The sequence below is a fragment of the Pseudoalteromonas sp. Ld20 genome (genome assembly GCF_045064175.1).
Lineage (GTDB): Bacteria > Pseudomonadota > Gammaproteobacteria > Enterobacterales > Alteromonadaceae > Pseudoalteromonas > Pseudoalteromonas neustonica.
The window spans coordinates 113,755-131,855 of record NZ_JBISHB010000030.1 but is presented as its reverse complement, the minus strand read 5'-3'; the positions used below and the strand labels follow the sequence as shown (position 1 = coordinate 131,855).

The 18,101-nt window shown below is 41.0% G+C and carries 13 protein-coding genes; 3 read left to right on the top strand and 10 right to left on the bottom strand.

Features of this window, described 5'->3' with window-relative positions; all coding sequences use genetic code 11:
- Window positions 1–5 precede the first annotated feature (5 nt).
- Genes phoU through ACJJVX_RS06270 form a run of 4 tightly spaced genes read right to left on the bottom strand, consistent with a single transcriptional unit; the run spans window position 6 to window position 5,515 of the window.
- Window positions 6–707, bottom strand: a complete 702-nt coding sequence (phoU, locus tag ACJJVX_RS06285) for a phosphate signaling complex protein PhoU (protein ID WP_054204482.1) — start codon at window positions 705–707, stop codon at window positions 6–8.
- Window positions 708–761: 54 nt separating this feature from the next.
- Entirely contained in the window at window positions 762–1,589 is an 828-nt protein-coding gene (pstB, locus tag ACJJVX_RS06280) for a phosphate ABC transporter ATP-binding protein PstB (protein WP_054204483.1), read from the bottom strand.
- A gap of 26 nt (window positions 1,590–1,615) precedes the next feature.
- The gene (gene pstA / locus ACJJVX_RS06275; RefSeq protein WP_054452824.1) at window positions 1,616–3,265 is read right to left on the bottom strand and encodes a phosphate ABC transporter permease PstA; all 1,650 of its coding nucleotides are present in this window, start codon (window positions 3,263–3,265) and stop codon (window positions 1,616–1,618) included.
- Window positions 3,266–3,280: 15 nt separating this feature from the next.
- A complete protein-coding gene (locus ACJJVX_RS06270; RefSeq protein WP_054452826.1) occupies window positions 3,281–5,515 on the bottom strand; it encodes an ABC transporter permease subunit in 2,235 nt (744 codons plus the stop codon).
- 341 nt (window positions 5,516–5,856) lie between these two features.
- Here ACJJVX_RS06270 and ACJJVX_RS06265 point away from each other — a divergent pair, with 341 nt between their 5' ends.
- From ACJJVX_RS06265 to ACJJVX_RS06255, 3 genes are all read left to right on the top strand, one after another.
- Entirely contained in the window at window positions 5,857–6,363 is a 507-nt protein-coding gene (locus tag ACJJVX_RS06265) for a glycine cleavage system protein R (RefSeq protein WP_054204486.1), read from the top strand.
- A 119-nt stretch (window positions 6,364–6,482) separates the two neighbouring features.
- A complete protein-coding gene (gene ppk1 / locus ACJJVX_RS06260) occupies window positions 6,483–8,570 on the top strand; it encodes a polyphosphate kinase 1 (protein ID WP_054204487.1) in 2,088 nt (695 codons plus the stop codon).
- Window positions 8,563–10,050 carry an exopolyphosphatase gene (locus tag ACJJVX_RS06255; protein WP_054204488.1) on the top strand — a complete coding sequence of 496 codons (1,488 nt, stop codon included), beginning with the start codon at window positions 8,563–8,565 and terminating at the stop codon, window positions 10,048–10,050. Before ppk1 ends, ACJJVX_RS06255 begins: the two co-directional genes overlap by 8 nt.
- 66 nt (window positions 10,051–10,116) lie before the next feature.
- Here the strand turns inward: ACJJVX_RS06255 and ACJJVX_RS06250 are convergent, their stop codons facing one another.
- The 6 genes from ACJJVX_RS06250 to ACJJVX_RS06225 all read right to left on the bottom strand — a co-directional run bounded on the left by ACJJVX_RS06250 (window position 10,117) and on the right by ACJJVX_RS06225 (window position 18,097).
- A complete protein-coding gene (locus tag ACJJVX_RS06250; RefSeq protein WP_054204489.1) occupies window positions 10,117–10,572 on the bottom strand; it encodes a hypothetical protein in 456 nt (151 codons plus the stop codon).
- A gap of 142 nt (window positions 10,573–10,714) precedes the next feature.
- Window positions 10,715–13,825: an efflux RND transporter permease subunit gene (locus ACJJVX_RS06245; RefSeq protein ID WP_405630656.1), complete on the bottom strand. Its 3,111-nt coding sequence runs from the start codon at window positions 13,823–13,825 to the stop codon at window positions 10,715–10,717.
- Window positions 13,826–13,833: 8 nt separating this feature from the next.
- Entirely contained in the window at window positions 13,834–15,579 is a 1,746-nt protein-coding gene (locus ACJJVX_RS06240) for an efflux RND transporter periplasmic adaptor subunit (RefSeq protein WP_054452836.1), read from the bottom strand.
- Window positions 15,569–16,894 carry a TolC family protein gene (locus ACJJVX_RS06235; protein ID WP_405630653.1) on the bottom strand — a complete coding sequence of 442 codons (1,326 nt, stop codon included), beginning with the start codon at window positions 16,892–16,894 and terminating at the stop codon, window positions 15,569–15,571. The genes ACJJVX_RS06240 and ACJJVX_RS06235 overlap by 11 nt, the downstream gene beginning before the upstream one ends.
- A gap of 86 nt (window positions 16,895–16,980) precedes the next feature.
- Entirely contained in the window at window positions 16,981–17,349 is a 369-nt protein-coding gene (locus tag ACJJVX_RS06230) for a hypothetical protein (RefSeq protein WP_054204493.1), read from the bottom strand.
- A gap of 139 nt (window positions 17,350–17,488) precedes the next feature.
- Window positions 17,489–18,097, bottom strand: coding sequence for a paraquat-inducible protein A (locus ACJJVX_RS06225; protein ID WP_405630650.1), 609 nt, complete (start codon window positions 18,095–18,097; stop codon window positions 17,489–17,491).
- Window positions 18,098–18,101 lie beyond the last annotated feature (4 nt).

Genomic DNA, 18,101 nt, shown 5'->3' with positions numbered 1-18,101 from the left:
AAAAATCACAATGATTTTTCTATATCTTCTTGAGATGTATGACGAATATCTTTGCCATTTACGAAGTAGATTATATATTCAGCAATATTTTGACAGCGATCACCGATTCGCTCTAAAGAACGCACTGACCAAACTAAATCCATAATTTTTGGGATTGAACGTGGATCTTCCATCATATAGGTCATTATTTGACGTGTAATGGCTTCGTATTCACGATCGACCTTGGCATCTTCCTTATGTACCTCAAAAGCTTTTTGTACATCCATACGTGCGAAAGCATCTAAAACATCATGCAACATCTTAGATACTTGACGCCCCATGTTTTCAATGTTTACCAATAAATCTTGCTGATCTTTAGTAAATGAATCGAGGGCAACTTTAGCTATTCGTTCAGCTTCATCACCAATACGCTCTAAATCAGCAATGGTTTTAGCAATCGCAACCACTAAACGTAAATCGCTGGCTGCAGGTTGACGACGAGCAATAATACGAGTGCACTCTTCGTCAATGTTCACTTCCATGGCATTTACTTTATAATCATTTTCACGCACTTTTCGCGCTAATTCAGCATCACCATTACTCACAGCATCAAGTGCGCTATTAAGTTGCTGCTCAACTAATCCGCCCATACTTAAAACATGATTACGTACGTTCTCTAACTCTTGATTAAAACGGCCAGAGATATGCTTATTAATATTGTGTTCCATTGTCTACCTTCTTATCAGAATCGCTAACATCACCTAAACAGTACGCCCACTATACTAACCATATCGGCCGGTAATGTAGTCTTCTGTTTTCTTTTTGTTCGGCGTAGTAAATAACGTATTTGTATCTGAGTACTCGATTAACTCACCCATGTACATAAATGCGGTTTGATCAGAAACGCGCGCCGCTTGTTGCATGTTGTGCGTTACAATAACAACGGTAAACTGATTTTTTAAATCATTGATTAACTCTTCAATAACCAATGTAGAAATTGGATCAAGTGCTGATGTTGGCTCATCCAGCAATAATACTTCTGGTTCAATCGCAATTGAACGAGCAATAACTAAACGTTGTTGCTGACCACCTGATAAACCAAATGCACTGTCGTGGAGTCTGTCTTTTACTTCATCCCACAGCGCAGCCCCTCGCAGTGACTGTTCAACTACTTCATCTAACTTACGCTTTTCTTTAATACCTTGTAAGCGTAGGCCATAAACTACGTTTTCGTAGATAGATTTTGGAAATGGATTTGGACGTTGGAATACCATTCCTACATTTCGACGAAGCGCCGCAACATCTACTTTTTTATCGTAGATGTTTTGCCCATGCAGTAAAATTTCACCTTCAATACGGCAACTATCTACTAAATCATTCATACGATTAATACAGCGTAATAGCGTTGACTTACCACAGCCCGATGGCCCGATGAAAGCCGTTACTTGGCCTTTTGGTATATTCATACTTACTGAACTAAGCGCTTGTTTTTCACCATAGTAAAGATCTAAGTTTTTGATCTGAAGCGCCGTTTGCTCAGTGCTTAAATTTTCTAAGTCCAACTTCAAACTCGTGTTTGACTGGGTTACCTGTGGAGCGACTGTAATCATGTTTATTACCTTAAAATCTTTACTAATTATTGATCAAGCGATCTAAATTTTTCACGTAAGTGGTTACGTATACCGATTGCAGTGATATTCAGTGCGATAATCACTGATACCAATAAAAATGCAGTGGCATAGACTAACGGTCGTGCTGCTTCAACATTAGGGCTTTGGAAGCCAACATCATATATGTGAAAACCTAAATGCATGAACTTTCTATCTAAGTGAAAGTACGGAAAGTTACCATCAAGCGGTAAAGTCGGTGCCATTTTTACAACACCTACTAACATTAGTGGTGCAACTTCACCAGCAGCACGTGCAACAGCCAGTATTAGGCCTGTCATAATTGCCGGACTTGCCATTGGCACTATTATACGCCATAGAGTTTCTGCTTTTGTTGCACCAAGTGCAAGTGAACCATGACGTACCGTACTAGGAATACGAGATAAACCTTCTTCAGTTGATACAATAACAACAGGTAAGGTTAAGATAGCAAGCGTTAGTGCTGACCACATAACCCCTGGCGTACCAAATACAGGGCTTGGTGATGCTTCAGGATAAAATAATTGATCCAGACTCCCCCCGAGCACATAAACAAAGAAACCTAAGCCAAATACCCCATAAACAATCGAAGGAACACCAGCCAAATTAATTACCGCGATACGGATCATCTTTGTCACTGCATTTTTAGCTGCATACTCATGTAAATATATTGCAGCAATAACGCCAAAAGGAGTCACAATTACAGCCATTAGCATGACCATAAACACAGTACCAAATATAGCCGGGAATACACCGCCTTCGGTATTTGCTTCACGCGGGTCATCTGAAACAAACTTACCAAGCTGCACAAAGTAATGGCCAAGCTTAGCAAAGAATCCCATGTCATTTGGAAACCAAAAATCCAAAACTTGATATAAAGGCAATGTGACTATTTCGCCGCGCATATCTTTTACCGTTACTTGGTCACGCTTGGCCTCTTTACGAAGTGCAAACAATTGTTTTTCAAGCACGCCATATTCTGACCTTAATTGTGCACGCTGTTGCGCAAGCTCTGCAACGCGTTCATCCGTTAATGCATCATCAAGTAAATAAGATTTTTCTTTTAAACGTAAGCGCTCTAACTCAAAGTTAATATGCCCAATATCGCCATTTTGTAAATCAAGCGCTTGATCATTTAAGTCTACCGCGCGTTCAACGAGCTCATCTAGCACCTCTACTTTGTTGTCAGTGATGACTTGCCCATCTTTAATCACTTGGTCAACATAACCGTAAAAGTTACCGTTTTTACTTCGTTCAAACACCGCCAATGTTGCAGGTGCGGTATGAGAGTTAATATCTGTTTCTAAAACCCAACGAAAGTCCAAATCAACATATTCACGGTTACCGGTTTTAATTAATAAGCGCTCAAGCTCTTCTTTATCGTAATCAGATAAATCTACACCCATTGCCTCTAGGCGTGATTTTGGTACCATTTCTCGGTCATAAATCTCACCAATAACGGTTTGCTTTACCACTGAACCTTGCAACTCAAGTTGCACTACTTGTGAAGGCCAGAAAAAGCTTAACCCTTTCCAGGCAATCATTGCTAATAACCCTAAGACGGAAATCAAGCTGATACTAACTGCACCACCTGTCATCCATATCCAAGGAGAACCAGACTTAAACCACTGCTTTACCATGTCGTGTCTCTCCGCTTACATCGAGCTGTATTTATCACGCAACTGCTGACGAACAAACTCAGCAATTGTGTTGAAAATAAAAGTGAATATGAACAATACAAAGGCTGCTAAGAAAAGAATTCGATAGTGTGAACTGCCCACTTCAGATTCTGGCATTTCTACTGCAATATTAGCCGCAAGCGTACGCATACCTTGGAAAATGCTCCAATCCATTATTGGTGTATTACCCGTCGCCATAAGTACAATCATTGTCTCACCTACCGCACGCCCTAACCCCATCATTACTGCAGAGAAAATACCTGGGCTTGCTGTTAGCAATACCACGCTGACCAATGTTTGCCATTGTGTTGCACCTAATGCCAAGGAACCATTAGATAAGTGTTTTGGCACACTAAATACCGCATCTTCAGCAATCGAGAAAATAGTTGGAATAACCGCAAAACCCATTGCAATACCCACAACAAGCGAGTTACGTTGGTCAAATGTCATACCTAATTCATTGGTTAGATATTGGCGTACATTACCATCAAACATCCACTGCTCAATCACACCACTCATGGCAAATGCCAACCAACCAATACATAACACAACTGGGATAAGTAAAATTGAATGCGACCCTTCTGGTATGCGATGACGTATACTGGTCGGTAATTTCGTCCAACCAAATGCAGTGGCCAAAATCCCCAGTGGTAACATGATCAATAATCCAACTATCGCAGGAAGGTGCTCTTCAATTAATGGCGCAAGCCATAAACCAGCTAAGAAACCTAGGATTACGGTAGGTAATGCTTCCATTATTTCTACCGTTGGCTTTACCACTTTACGCAATGAACCTGACATAAAGTAGGCTGTGTAGATTGCGGCTGATAAAGCAATCGGCACAGCAAATAGCATTGCATACATGGCTGCTTTTAATGTTCCGAATGAAATTGGTACTAACGAGAATTTAGATTCAAAGTCATCACTGGCAGATGTTGATTGCCAAATATAACCTGGCTCAGGGTAACCTTCGTACCACACTTCTTGCCATAATGCAGACCAGGTAACTTCAGGATGCTCATTATGAATTTCAACAACGGTTAGCTTGTTATCTGCCAAAATAAGTGCCGCATTTGAACGTGGCGCTATTGCAAAGTTTTCAATCGGCCCTTCACTTACTTTACCTTGCCATAACTTTGCTTCACTGGTGGTGTAATACACACCTAACTCACCATTTGAACTGGTAGTAAAAAATGTACGACGATAAAATTCAGTAAAAATATCCAGCTTGCTTTGTTTTGATGTTTCAAAGGCACGAATTTTTTGATATTCACGACCTTCATCTGTATTAATTTCAAACCACTGGGATACTTCACCATTATCATTTGCTAGCATCAACGAGTTAGCACCTGCGAGCAACTGAGCTGAAACAAGATTGGCATTTTCTTCATTGGCTGCCAGCATTTGAATCAGTTCGACTTCACTGGGGTCACGCGTATCATAAACATAAATTTGATTAGCTGAACGTACAAATGTACGCGTAGTGTCAGGCGACATAAGCAGTTGATCAACACGACCATCGACATCGAGTTCGGTGCGCTCAACGACCCACTCAACTTCACCGCTGAACATGTTTTCTTCAGCCACAAAACTACTAAATACAACACGCTTATCGGCTGTTTGCGCAACTACTGCCGTTTTTTCTTCGTAATGGCTAAATGCAAACTGCGTTAATGCAGCGCCTTCATCATCGACAACTAAAGGTGTTTCACCAAGAGGATAATCCAAGCGAGGTGTTAGCTTGCGAGTATTATTTGGAAAAGTAACTAAAAACTTTGGTGCCACGATCATCACCGCACCGTTTTTTAGTCCATAAGCATAAAGCCCTTGAAAAGGGGCGCTTTTTGCAAAACTGCTTACTCCACCGTCAAGTGTAACGGGCAAGCTTGCCAACTTTTTACCAAAGGTCGCTTTTTCTACACTATGAAAATCGACATTGCCCTGCTTACCAAGCAAAAAAGCAACTTCGGTTTGCTCTTCAACACCTAAGCCAACAATTTGCTCAGCATTACTTAAAGTAAAGCTGTTACGCGTTTCTACTTTTGCAGATTCAAAAATAGGCTGTACTACATAAAGTAGATAGAAAAAGATCAATAGCAACGCTATTAACACCATTATTCCACCGGCTGTAATACTAAATTGGGCAAACCGATCTTTAAATAGACGGCTTCTATCCGTATTAAAAGACGGTTTATTCGGATTGGAAGTCATCAAAACACCTTTAAATCTTAACGTTGCGAATAGTGTATTTCACCAAGATGACAGTAATGTTACAAACGTCATAATAGCGTTATTTTGTTTTAAGGTAGCTATCTGTATGAAAAAAATTCAACTTAATAAATTATCATTGAGAAACAGCAATTTACCCAATAAAGGTAATAACGCTAATACTATATTACTGTTTTTTAATTAATGAAAGCGCAAAAAAATTGGACAAACTCTAGGTCCGAGTCAATACTCAATTCGGTTCATTTTTAAATATAATAATCATTCAACTATTCTCATGCCTGAGCATTTATCACTTAATTACGGCATTTTAAGGGATTTACTTTATGAAGCAATTAGTTATAACTATTTTAGGGCAAGATCGTCCCGGACTTGTCGAAGACATATCATCCACTGTTTTAAACCACCACGGTAACTGGTTAAGCAGTAATTTAAGTCATTTAGCAGGGCATTTTGCCGGCATTTTAGAAGTGACAGTACCTGAAGAACATTTACAAGAACTACAAGATTCATTACATGCACTTCCTAAATTAGAAGTACGCATTGAAACGGGGAATGATGACACAACAGATAACAGTGCCGCCAAGCTTAATTTCGTTATCACTGGTAATGATCGCCCTGGTATTGTGCAAGAGCTTGCTAGTGTTATTCGCCACAAGGGCGCAAACATCACTCACTTAAACTCTAAACAACAAAGCGCCCCAAACTGGGGAGTGCCTATTTTTAGTGCCGTCGCAACAGTCTCTTTACCTGCTGGTATGAACAAAGATGAAGTTGTAGCTGCGCTTGAAGCGATAACCGCCGATTTAATTGTTGATATTGAAGATGTATAAATAATTTTTAAAAATCAGTAATTAACACAGACAAACATGTCACAAAAATGACATGTTTGTCATTATACTGTCATCTTTATGTTCTATATTTTATTCTGCTGCTATCAAAGGAATAGAACATGAACGCCTGCACTGAGTTGCCTCAAACAATTAGTTATTTTGCTCCAGAATTAAGTTGGTTGTCATTTAATGAACGCGTATTGCAAGAAGCCAAAGACAAAAGCAATCCAATTATTGAACGGATGCGTTTTTTAGGTATTTTTTCGAATAACCTTGATGAGTTTTTCAGGGTAAGAGTTGCAGATGTAAAACGTCGTATTTTACTAAATAAACTACCTGATACAAATTTTGATGAAGATGAGATCCTACTCACCCAAATACAACAAAAAGTACTGCAGTTAGGTCAAAAATTTAATCTTATTCACCAGCAAATTCTTCATGATTTAAACAGCCATAACATTCATGTTCAGCGTCCTGAAAAACTTAGTGATTTTCACATTGATTGGCTTAAAAATTTTTTTAATGACAATGTTTTGCAGCACATATCGCCCATTATGTTGGATGAAAACAAAGATTACTCTGATCATATAAACGATACTATGACTTACTTATTTGTAGAGATGCTTAACGACAAACGCCACTACGCGATGCTCGAAGTGCCTACTGATAGAGTGCCACGTTTCGTTATTTTACCTTCTGAAAAAACCCGTCGTCACAAGACTATCGTGATGCTAGATGACATTATTTTGTTTTTTTTAAGTGATGTATTTAGCAGTTTCTTTAGCTTTACTCAAATCCATGGTCACTCAATAAAGCTCACACGAGACGCAGAATACAACTTAGATGATGAGCTTGAAGAAGGCATTTTAGATAAAATGTCTAAAGGTTTAAAACAGCGTATTTACGCTGAACCTGTGCGCTTAGTTTACGATCAAGCGATGCCTGAACCTATGCTAAAAGTAATGAAAAAACGCTTAGGGGTCACCCACCATGATGCACTTATCCCAGGCGGACGTTATCGTAACTTTAGGGATTTTATCGGCTTTCCTAATATTGGTCGTCAATACTTAGAGAACAAATCACTCCCCGCGCTGCAATGCACAGCTTTTAATAATCATGCCAGTGTATTTGATGCAATTAGCCAACAAGATATTTTACTTTATTATCCATATCATACTTTTAACCATTTACTTGAATATGTTCGCCAAGCTGCTTTTGATCCAAAAGTAACGCAAATTAAGGTAAATATTTATCGTGTTGCGAGTAAATCTCGGCTTATTTCATCACTGATCAATGCCGCTAAAAATGGTAAAAAAGTCACTGTAATGGTGGAGCTAAAAGCCCGCTTTGATGAGCAAAACAACATCGAGTGGGCAAAAATACTCAGTAGTGCAGGCATTAAAGTTATATTTGGGATCCCTGCACTCAAAGTTCACAGTAAGCTGTGTATCATTCATCGTCGTGAGAAAGGCCAAATAGTAAAGTATGCACATATAGGCACTGGTAATTTTCACGAAAAAACAGCAAAAATATATACCGACTTTAGCCTATTCACTAAACATACAGGCATCTGTGATGAAAGTGATAGCGTATTTAAATTTATAGAAAGCAGCTACAAGCCGTTCACCTTTGAACACTTAATGATTTCACCCGTTAACGCCCGTGACGTACTTTTAAATTTAATTCAGCAAGAGATCACGCATGTTGAAAATGGCCACAGTGGTAAAATCACAGTAAAAATAAACAACCTAGTGGATAAAGCGCTGGTTGATAGCCTTTATTTAGCAGCCCGAAAAGGCGTTAAAATCCGTATTATTGTCCGCGGTATGTGCTCATTAGTTCCTGGGCTCAATAATTTTAGCGATAACATCCGTATTATTAGTATTGTTGATCGCTTTTTAGAGCATCCACGCGTTATGATTTTTGGTAACAATGGTGATGAAAAAGTCTATATTTCATCTGCTGATTGGATGACCCGTAACCTTGACCATCGTGTTGAAGTGGGCGTTCCCATTTACGATGAGCAACTAAAACGACTTATTGTAGATATTATTGAGCTACAATTTAAAGATCGCACCAAAGCGCGCATTATCGATAGTGAGCAAAAAAATAATTATGTGAGGCGTGGCAATCGTAAAAAAATACGCTCACAAATTGCTATTTATGATCACTTAAAAAAATGGGAAGGCAATTACAATAATGAATAATTATCCCTCAATTGCTGCGGTTGACTTAGGATCAAACAGCTTTCATTTAGTCGTAGCAAGAGAAGTGGATGGCAATCTACAAATTTTGCATAAAGAAAAACAACGCGTATATTTAGCTGATGGCTTAGACGACAAAAATCAATTAAGCCAAACTGCGATTGATAGAGCACTGGCGATACTGAAGCAGTTTGCAACAACGCTACAAGACTTCCCTGCCAGCAATGTAAAAATTGCTGCAACCTACACATTAAGACGCGCTAAAAACATTAACTCGTTTTTAACTCAAGCAAGTACTGTTTTTCCCTATCATATTGATGTGATATCAGGGCAAGAAGAAGCACGTTTAATCTATCAAGGCGTTGCCCATTACATTCATCACGATGAAAACCGCTTAGTGATTGATATTGGTGGCGGTAGTACAGAGCTCATTATTGGCAAACACTTTAAACATAAGCTGCTAACAAGTCGTAATATGGGCTGCGTAAGTTATACAAAACAATTTTTTGCCGATGGTATTATTAACGATAAACGCTTTAGCAAAGCACAAATAAAAGCAGAGCAAGAACTTGAAGTTATTTTTGCCACTTATATTAGCGCTGGCTGGCAATCAGTAGTTGGCACGTCAGGCACAATAAAGTCAATTTTAGCGATGATCAGCACAAATGATCCCGAGCAAAAACATATCACTTTAGAGCGGTTGCTCGAACTTAAAACCCAGTTCATTGCGGCAAAGACTGTTGATAACCTACTGATTGAAGGTTTAAGCCCAGAGCGCCAAGTGAGTATCTGTGGTGGTTTAGCCATTTTAATCGCAATCTTTGAGCTGTTTAATATTACTGAGATGAACTACAGTGACTTTTCGCTACGCGAAGGCCTACTTCATGAGATGCAACAAAAGCTGGCACTCAAAGATATACGCACCAATACCATTACTAATTTAAGCGAAAGAAATACAATAGATAAAGTACACGCACAACGTGTAGCTAATACCGCTGATTGGTTATTCTTGCAAGTGCAAAAAGAGTGGCAATTAGATTCATTAGATAATCATCAATTGCTCCTGTGGGCAGCGCAATTACACGAGATAGGTTTAGGTATTAACTCATCAGGTTTACATAAACACAGCGCATATGTAGTTGAAAACAGCCAACTACCGGGGTTTACTCAACAGCAACAAACGCTATTAAGCTGCATGATACGCTTTTACCGTAAAAAAATTCGCTTAGAAGAATTTCCTACTTTACTTTCGGTGCCGCACTTTCAAATATTACAATTAATTGTATTACTGAGATTGGCCATTTTATTGAACCAAAAGCGCCTTAACGATCAATATCAAGACCTAGCGGTTTCAGTAAAAGGCAACAGCATGCTTTTGCAGTTTCCACTAGGTTGGCTCAATGAACAAACCCTGCTGCATGCCGATTTACAACAAGAGCAAAGGTACTTGAAAAAGGTGGGTTTTTTAATCGACTTTGTATGATTTACAGACGTAGCTAAATTTGGATAGCCTTAGCTATCTAAATTTAAACGACAATTCGTCACATGGTTACATATCCATATGGCGATTAGAACTTTGTATCATCTGCTTTAAACTTTGCTGCTCAAGCTCTAGCAATTGTGCTAGCTTCTCTTTGCCAGCTGGTGTTTCTGCACGACTAAGTAAGTACTCATAAAGGTTAATTACCTTTTGGTGTTGATCTGATAAATAACCTTGCATCACTTGCTCATCAACACGCGTATTACGGTTTAAATCAGTAAAATTAATCAGCTCAGGGTTTTCAACAAAGTACTCATAGCAATACGTGTCTAGTGTATTGATTTCAGTGATGGCCTTAAAACCCACTAAATCTTCAGCTAGCTTTTTTTCGTACTCTACAAAATAGTCTGCGAGCATACGGTTATGCTCTGCTAAATCATCTTTTAAACTAAAAAAATTGGCAGCCATTTGCGTGTGAAAGAGTACAGTCCAATCGTACACTTCGTGTATTGTTTTAACTTGCATGTGCATTCCTTACTCATTTAATTTAAGTTAACGAATGCGTAAAACGTGCCACATAAAAAAGTGATTAAGATCAACAGTAAAGGTAATTATGGTGCAACTTATACTTTTCTTTTTAGTATAAGTTACACAAAAAATGTAAAGTTTATAGGCCTCGCTTTCTCCACAATAAATACACGGCGGGTAACACTAATAAGGTCAGAACTATCGCGCTGAACATGCCGCCGACCATGGGTGCTGCAATGCGGCTCATTACTTCACTGCCGGTGCCATAAAGCACGGGCAGTAAACCAATTATAATAGTCGCGACTGTCATCATCACTGGGCGTACTCGCAGGCCTGCACCTTCTACTATGGCTTGTTTAAGCTCTACAAAATTAAGCGTAGTACCTGCTTGTTGTGCTTGGGCGCACTTTTCATTGTAGGCTTGGTTTAAGTACACCAGCATAATGACGCCTATTTCCACTGCGACACCGGCAAGGGCAATAAAACCAACCCCCACGGCGACCGAGAAGTTAAACCCCTCTAAGTACATGAGCCAGATCCCGCCTATCATCGCCAGCGGTAACGTGGCCATTATAATTGCCACTTCAACAAAGCTTCTAAAATTGAGATACAACAACACAATTATAATCGCTAAGGTTAGTGGTAATACATAGGCGAGCTTTTCTTTGGCACGCTCCATGTATTCATATTGCCCTGCCCACGTTATTGAATAACCTGCAAGTAGCACTAGCTTTTCGTCAAGCACTTGGCGTGCATTATCGACATAACTGCCAATATCAATGCCATCAATATCAATAAAGCTCCAGCCATTTAAGCGGGCATTTTCACTTTTAATACCCGGTGGGCCATCTTCAATAAATACATCAGCCACATCGGCAAGCGCAATACGCTGCCCTGTAGGGGTAACTATTGGCAATAGCATCAACTCTTCGGGTGAATCACGGTAATCTTGCGGGTAGCGTAGGTTAACTGGGTAACGCTCTTGCCCTTCAACCGTTTCGGTGACATTCATACCACCAATTGCGGTCGCGACCACTTGCTGCACATCGGCAATGTTTAAGCTATAACGAGCGGCTTTTTCACGGTTGATATCCACCTTGATATAACGCCCACCAGCAACACGCTCAGAGTAAACGGAAGCAGTGCCGGGTACATCTTTAAGCAAGATCTCAATCTGTTGGCCAATTTTTTGAATTTCACTCAAATTAGGCCCCGCCACTTTAATACCTACAGGGGTTTTTATGCCTGTTGCTAGCATATCAATACGGGTTTTTATCGGCATCACCCATGCGTTGGTAAGACCTGGAAATTTCACTAAACCATCAAGCTCTTTTTTCAATTTTTCTAAGGTCATGCCTTCGCGCCATTGATCCTTTGGCTTGAGCTGAATAAAAGTTTCAATCATAGTCAGTGGCGCAGGATCGGTAGCGGTTTCTGCGCGTCCAACTTTACCAAACACGGTTAACACCTCGGGCACTGTGGCTATGAGCTTATCTGTTTGCTGTAAAATCTCTCGCGCTTTACCAATCGACAGACCAGGGTAAGTAGTTGGCATATACATTAGATCGCCTTCATCCAGCGGCGGAATAAACTCACTGCCAATTTTGTTCACTGGATAAAAGCCAACAATAGCGACCACTACAGCCAAAACCAAGGTCACTTTAGGAAAACGTAAAACGAGATTCAGTAATGGCTTATATCCGTTAACTAATAAACGATTAACAGGGTTTTTCTGCTCTGAAATCACTTTGCCACGTATAAAATAGCCCATTAATACTGGCACTAAGGTAATTGCTAAACCTGCAGATGCCGCCATGGCATAGGTTTTAGTGTACGCAAGCGGGGCAAACATGCGCCCTTCTTGCGCCTCTAAAATAAATACTGGCATAAAGCTCACAGTAATAATCATTAAACTAAAAAATAGCGCGGGGCCGACTTCGCTGGCGGCATCGGTGACAACTTGCCAGCGATTTTCATCAGTCAGCGGTGTTTTTTCCATGTGTTTATGCATGTTTTCGATCATGACAATCGCACCATCGGTCATCGCGCCAATGGCAATGGCAATACCGCCGAGCGACATAATATTAGCGTTAATGCCTTGCCAATACATGATGATAAATGCCGTTAAAATTCCCAGCGGTAAAGTAATAATAGCCACCAAGGATGAGCGCACATGAAACAAAAACACGATGCAGATCAGTGCGACCACCACTAACTCTTCAAGTAGTTTGCTGGTTAGGTTATCCACTGCGCTTTTAATTAAATTAGAGCGGTCATACACAGGCACTATTTCAACGCCTTCAGGTAGACCTTTTTTGAGTGATTCGAGCTTTTCTTTAACCAGCTCTATGGTTTTTTGTGCGTTTTCGCCATAGCGCATCACCACGACACCACCTGCAACTTCACCTTCTCCGTTTAGTTCAGCAATGCCGCGGCGCATTTGTGGGCCAAGGCGAATATCGGCTACATCGCGTAATTGCAGCGGTGTGCCGTTGGCGTTCACCCCCAGCGGAATGGCCTCTAAATCAGCCACACTTTTTATATAACCGGTGCTGGTTACCATGTATTCGGCTTCGGCCATTTCCACGACCGAAGCGCCCATTTCTTGGTTACCTTGCTTAATAGCCGTTTGAATTAAGCTCAGTGGAATACCGTAAGCACGCAGTTTATCTGGCTCTACATTGACTTGATATTGTTTCACCATGCCGCCAACGGAGGCGACTTCTGACACTCCTGGCACAGTTTGTAATTCAAACTTTAAAAACCAATCTTGTAAGCTACGTAATTGGCTAATATCGTGCTGATTGGTTTTATCCACCAGCGCATATAAATAGATCCAACCTACACCGGTGGCATCTGGGCCAAGCTCCGCGGTTGCAGTGTCGGGCAAACGGCTAGCGACTTGGCTTAAATACTCTTGCACTCGACTACGCGCCCAATAAAGATCCGTTTTTTCATCAAAGATGACATACACGTAGGAGTCACCAAAAAATGAAAAACCACGGACCGTTTGTGCCCCGGGCACTGAGAGCATCGCGGTGGTAAGCGGAAAAGTAACTTGATCTTGCACCACTTGCGGCGCTTGCCCAGGATATGACGTTTTAACTATCACCTGCACATCAGATAAGTCCGGCAAGGCATCTATAGGGGTATTTTTAACGGCAAATAAACCGCCACCAATTAGTATTGCAGTTAGTAACAATACAAAAAAGCGATTAGTCACAGACCAACGAATAATGGCTGCTATCATAAGGCCTCCTAATGTCCGTTATGCGATGACAGGGTGCTATCGCTATTTGGTTGCATGATTGCTGCAGTCTTGATACGACTGATCACAAACTCACCGTCTTGCAAACTAAAGGTAAACTCCACTTGCTGCTGTGCAGATAAGTCAGTGAGGTCTACATCTGCTGCTAACATAAAATCTAATGTGGCAGCTTCGCGGTTCCATTTTACAATCTCACCACGGCTAATATTGGCGGTACGCGTTGTTTTATCAATATGGTTGATAGTACCTATTACGGTTGCCGTATTCGCAGGCTCGACCATCACATGTGTTGAGTCCATAATATGAATACCGCTCAGTAAGTAGCTATCATCAACTTGCTTAGTTAGCTCAAAATGCAGTGTTTGCCCGACTTGTAACGCACTGAAATCAACATCTTCTGTAACTATAAAATCCATAGTCATGCTTGGCCAATCGAGTTCGTCCATTGGTTCATGGCTAATATTCACCATACGGTGATCCGCCATAACGCTGTTAATAACGCCTTTACCCCACACGTGAGTGATAGTGTCTAGCGCTTGCATACGTTTAAAGTCGGAGCTTTTACTTGATTCAGAATCCAATAAAAATTGGGCTGAAGTCACCACGTGATCATCGGCTTTGAGACCCGATAAAATCACTGCGTCATTGTTATCACTACGACCAAGCTCTACCGCCACAGATTTAAAGCGCCCTTCACCTAATGCCAGCACAACACGGTCTTGGTTGCCGGTACGGATCACCGCTTCTTTTGGCACAATAAGCTGCTTGTCACTTGCTTTAGCGTGAATACTCACCTGCGCAAACATATTTGGTTTTAACTGGTGATTTTGGTTATTAAAGCGTAAACGCACCCGCAGCGTGCGATTTTTAGCATCCAGTGTTGGGTAGATATAATCAACGTTACCGCGCCAGCTTTGTCCTGCAATGTAATCTAAGGTCATGGTAACGGGTAAACCTATTTCTATTAGCTGTGCTTGGCGCTCAAATACTTCGGCTTCAACCCATACTTCATCCAACTGAGCTATGCTCATCATTGAAGTACCCGGCTTAACATAAAAACCTTCGCGTACATTGAGCTCATCAACCACCCCACTTTGACGTGCGTAAAAGGTAATGTTTTGCATCACTTTTTTATTAGCTTGTAAGCGCTCAACAAAGCCGTCCGACACATTCAATGCTTTTAAGCGCGCTTTGGCCGCGCGAATAAGCACCGTATTTTTACGATTAACGGCCAGTACAAATTCTTCTTGAGCATTAACCAATTGCGGTGAATACAAGGTATACAGTGGTTCGCCTTGCTTTACTTGAGCACCGGCCGCTTTAACGTAAAGCGTTTCTAACCAACCTTCAACCCGCGGGTGAATATGCACCTGTTGGTCTTGGTTATACTGCACATAGCCCACCGTGTTTACTTCACTTTGCAGTGCCTTAAACTGTACTTTCTCGGTTCTAACCCCCAAGTTATTAATCACCGCAGGAGATATCGTCACTGCGCCAGGACCATCTTGGTTATTACTGCTGCCCTCATCATAAACAGGCACTAAATCCATCCCCATCGGTGAGAGTCCAGGTTCATCACGGCGATAGTTGCTATCCATCGGGGCCACCCAATATAGTGGCTTTTTCTCTGTACTGTTAGCAACATGCTCATTACTGCTCCCCAGCAAAGACAATGCACCAACGGAGACTCCCGCACCTAATAGTGCTGCGATAAGAAGCTTTATATTAGTATTCACTTTGATCTCCTGCGAACTGCTCAGCCATCACAGCAGCATCTTGGCTACTGGCGTAATAATTCAGGCGAGCAATAATAATTTGTTGATCGATTTGGATATTTAACGCATCTATTTTGGCATTGAGCTCACTAATACGCGCGCGCATTACTTCTGAAAAGTCACCATCATCGCGGGTGTAGGCGTTTAATGTGGCTTGCGCTTGTTCTGCCATTTGTGGCAGCAGTTTAGTTTGATAAAGCCCACCGCGCTTAGCTAACCGTGCTAACTGGCTAAACTCTTTAAAGTACATGCCTTTAAGCTTTTGTAGTGCGATCAGCTTTTGTGTTTTTACGGCTTCCGCTATGGCGATAGCCGCATTTACTTGTTGATCTTGACGGTTATCAGTAAATAGCGGTAAATCAACACTCAATCCTACCGAAAACAGATCCGCCCGCGAGTCTCCCATTGGCGTACCATCGCGATACCCATAGCCCATGTTTACCCCAAACTGTGGTTTATAACCTTGTTTGGCAATATCAATTTCAGTTTTTTTAGCGGCTGCCGTTTGGTCAATTGCGACAATTGCAGGATGCGCCGTCAGCAGCTGCATTAACTGTGTAAACTCAAGTTGTGCAAAATCGACTAGTGGTATTATGTCACTGCGCTTAGCACTCACAGGCTGAGTTAACATATTGATTGGCAACCATTGTGATAAACGCTTTTTAGCACTTTCAAACTGCTGTTCAAGCATCATTAATTTATCTTCAAGACGGGTTAACTCTAACTGTGCGCGGATAATATCTTGTTGGCGAGTGTTACCTATCGAGCTGGCATAACTTGATTCTGTAATATCAATCAGCTGCGAGAATAATGCTTTATCTTGCTCAATTAAAGCAATGCTTTGCTGCGCACGATACGCATTGAGCCAAGACTCGATCACGATGGTTTTAACCTGTGCGAGTCGGTCAGATCGTAACCATGGATATTGCTGCGCCGATTGCGCTAATGCCTGTTTTTTAAGTGCAAGGCTATCGCCGCGACTAAACATCTGACTTACACCAACCTTTAACTGGGTCATCCCTTCTTGGTCAAACGCAAAGCCATCGGTAGGTAAATTCATTAGCCCGATAGTTAATACTGGATCTGGCAAGGTGCCCGCGACTAAACTTTGCGCTTGTACTGCGGCTTGTTGATATTTACTGGCTGTTAGCCATGGCTCGTTATTAAGCGCATAGCTAAGCGCGTCATCGAGGCTAAGCTCATTGCTATGCGCTGAGATTGTAACTGTTAGCAAAAACGCTAAAAAACTGACTTTAAATATTCTGAAGTGATTCATCACTTACTCCACTAAAATTAAAAAATGATTAAATTTAGAGGCAGAAAAGGTGATTTATGTAAATTTTAGACGCACCTATCCTGCTATTAAGCAGACATAGGAGGACGGTATAACGAACTGGCTATACGATGTTGATTTTGCGGTGTGTAAAGCTGTACTTTTTCGGGGGGAGTTAGCGTAACGCTAAATAGCGCGCTCATACTTAACATTGAATGAGTACTACACGCACTCATCGGGCAGCCACATTCTTGATTAGCCGTTGCGTCATCGTCACAGCAATCCATGTTCATCATACCTGCTGGTATGTCATGGTGCATATCGCTGGTATCGGTGACTTGTGAATGGGTTTGGTTCATATGTGGCATTTCGCAACTCATAGTTACTGACGCAACCGCTTGACCCACTAAAGTGAGTAACAAAACGACGGTCAATATACTAAGGTAAATACGTTGCAAAAAAGTGCCTTTAATAAATGTAAGCTGTAAGCTGTAAGCTGTAAGCTGTAAGCTGTAAGCTGTAAGCTGTAAGCTGTAAGCTGTAAGCTGTAAGCTGTAAGCTGTAAGTTTATGGTAACTTGTTAGTTAACACAAACGTTTAACTGTTTCTTGGTGCAATTTTTATTAAGTTACTTGCAGCGATGGCAAATAAACAATAACCAGTAAAATACCAAAAACCTGCGCCAAATTCTGCGTGCATGTTGATAAGCTCGCCCATTTGGCCATCAGCATTTCCTGCAAGATACGCAACAATTAAGGCAATCACGAATACATCTACCATGCTCCATTTACTCAGGCTTTGTATCACTTGATCGAGTTTATGCTTGAATTTATTCATCGGTATTAAACAATACACTAATTGCATTAACAGTTTTAAAGTAGGCACTACAATTGAAAATAACGCCACTAGCCCTGCAACTAAATAATTTTTGTTATTCGCAAGTTCGTTAACTGTTCCCCAGATGCTCCGCGTTTTTTTGTAAGCGCTAACTTCACCTTCGAGCTTATCAAGACCAAACATGCTTGATGCCATTGTGAGCATCCTTCTGGTATTTCTGTCGCCTTCATCAGCAAGCATTTCAATACCTGTTTTAGCTAGTTTTGACTTATCAATTTTACCTTCTAGCGTCAGCACTGGCTGAGTGACACCCGGTACAAGCAATGCTAACGCAATTAAAATAGTGGCAATTGGCAATAATAAACGCATAGCT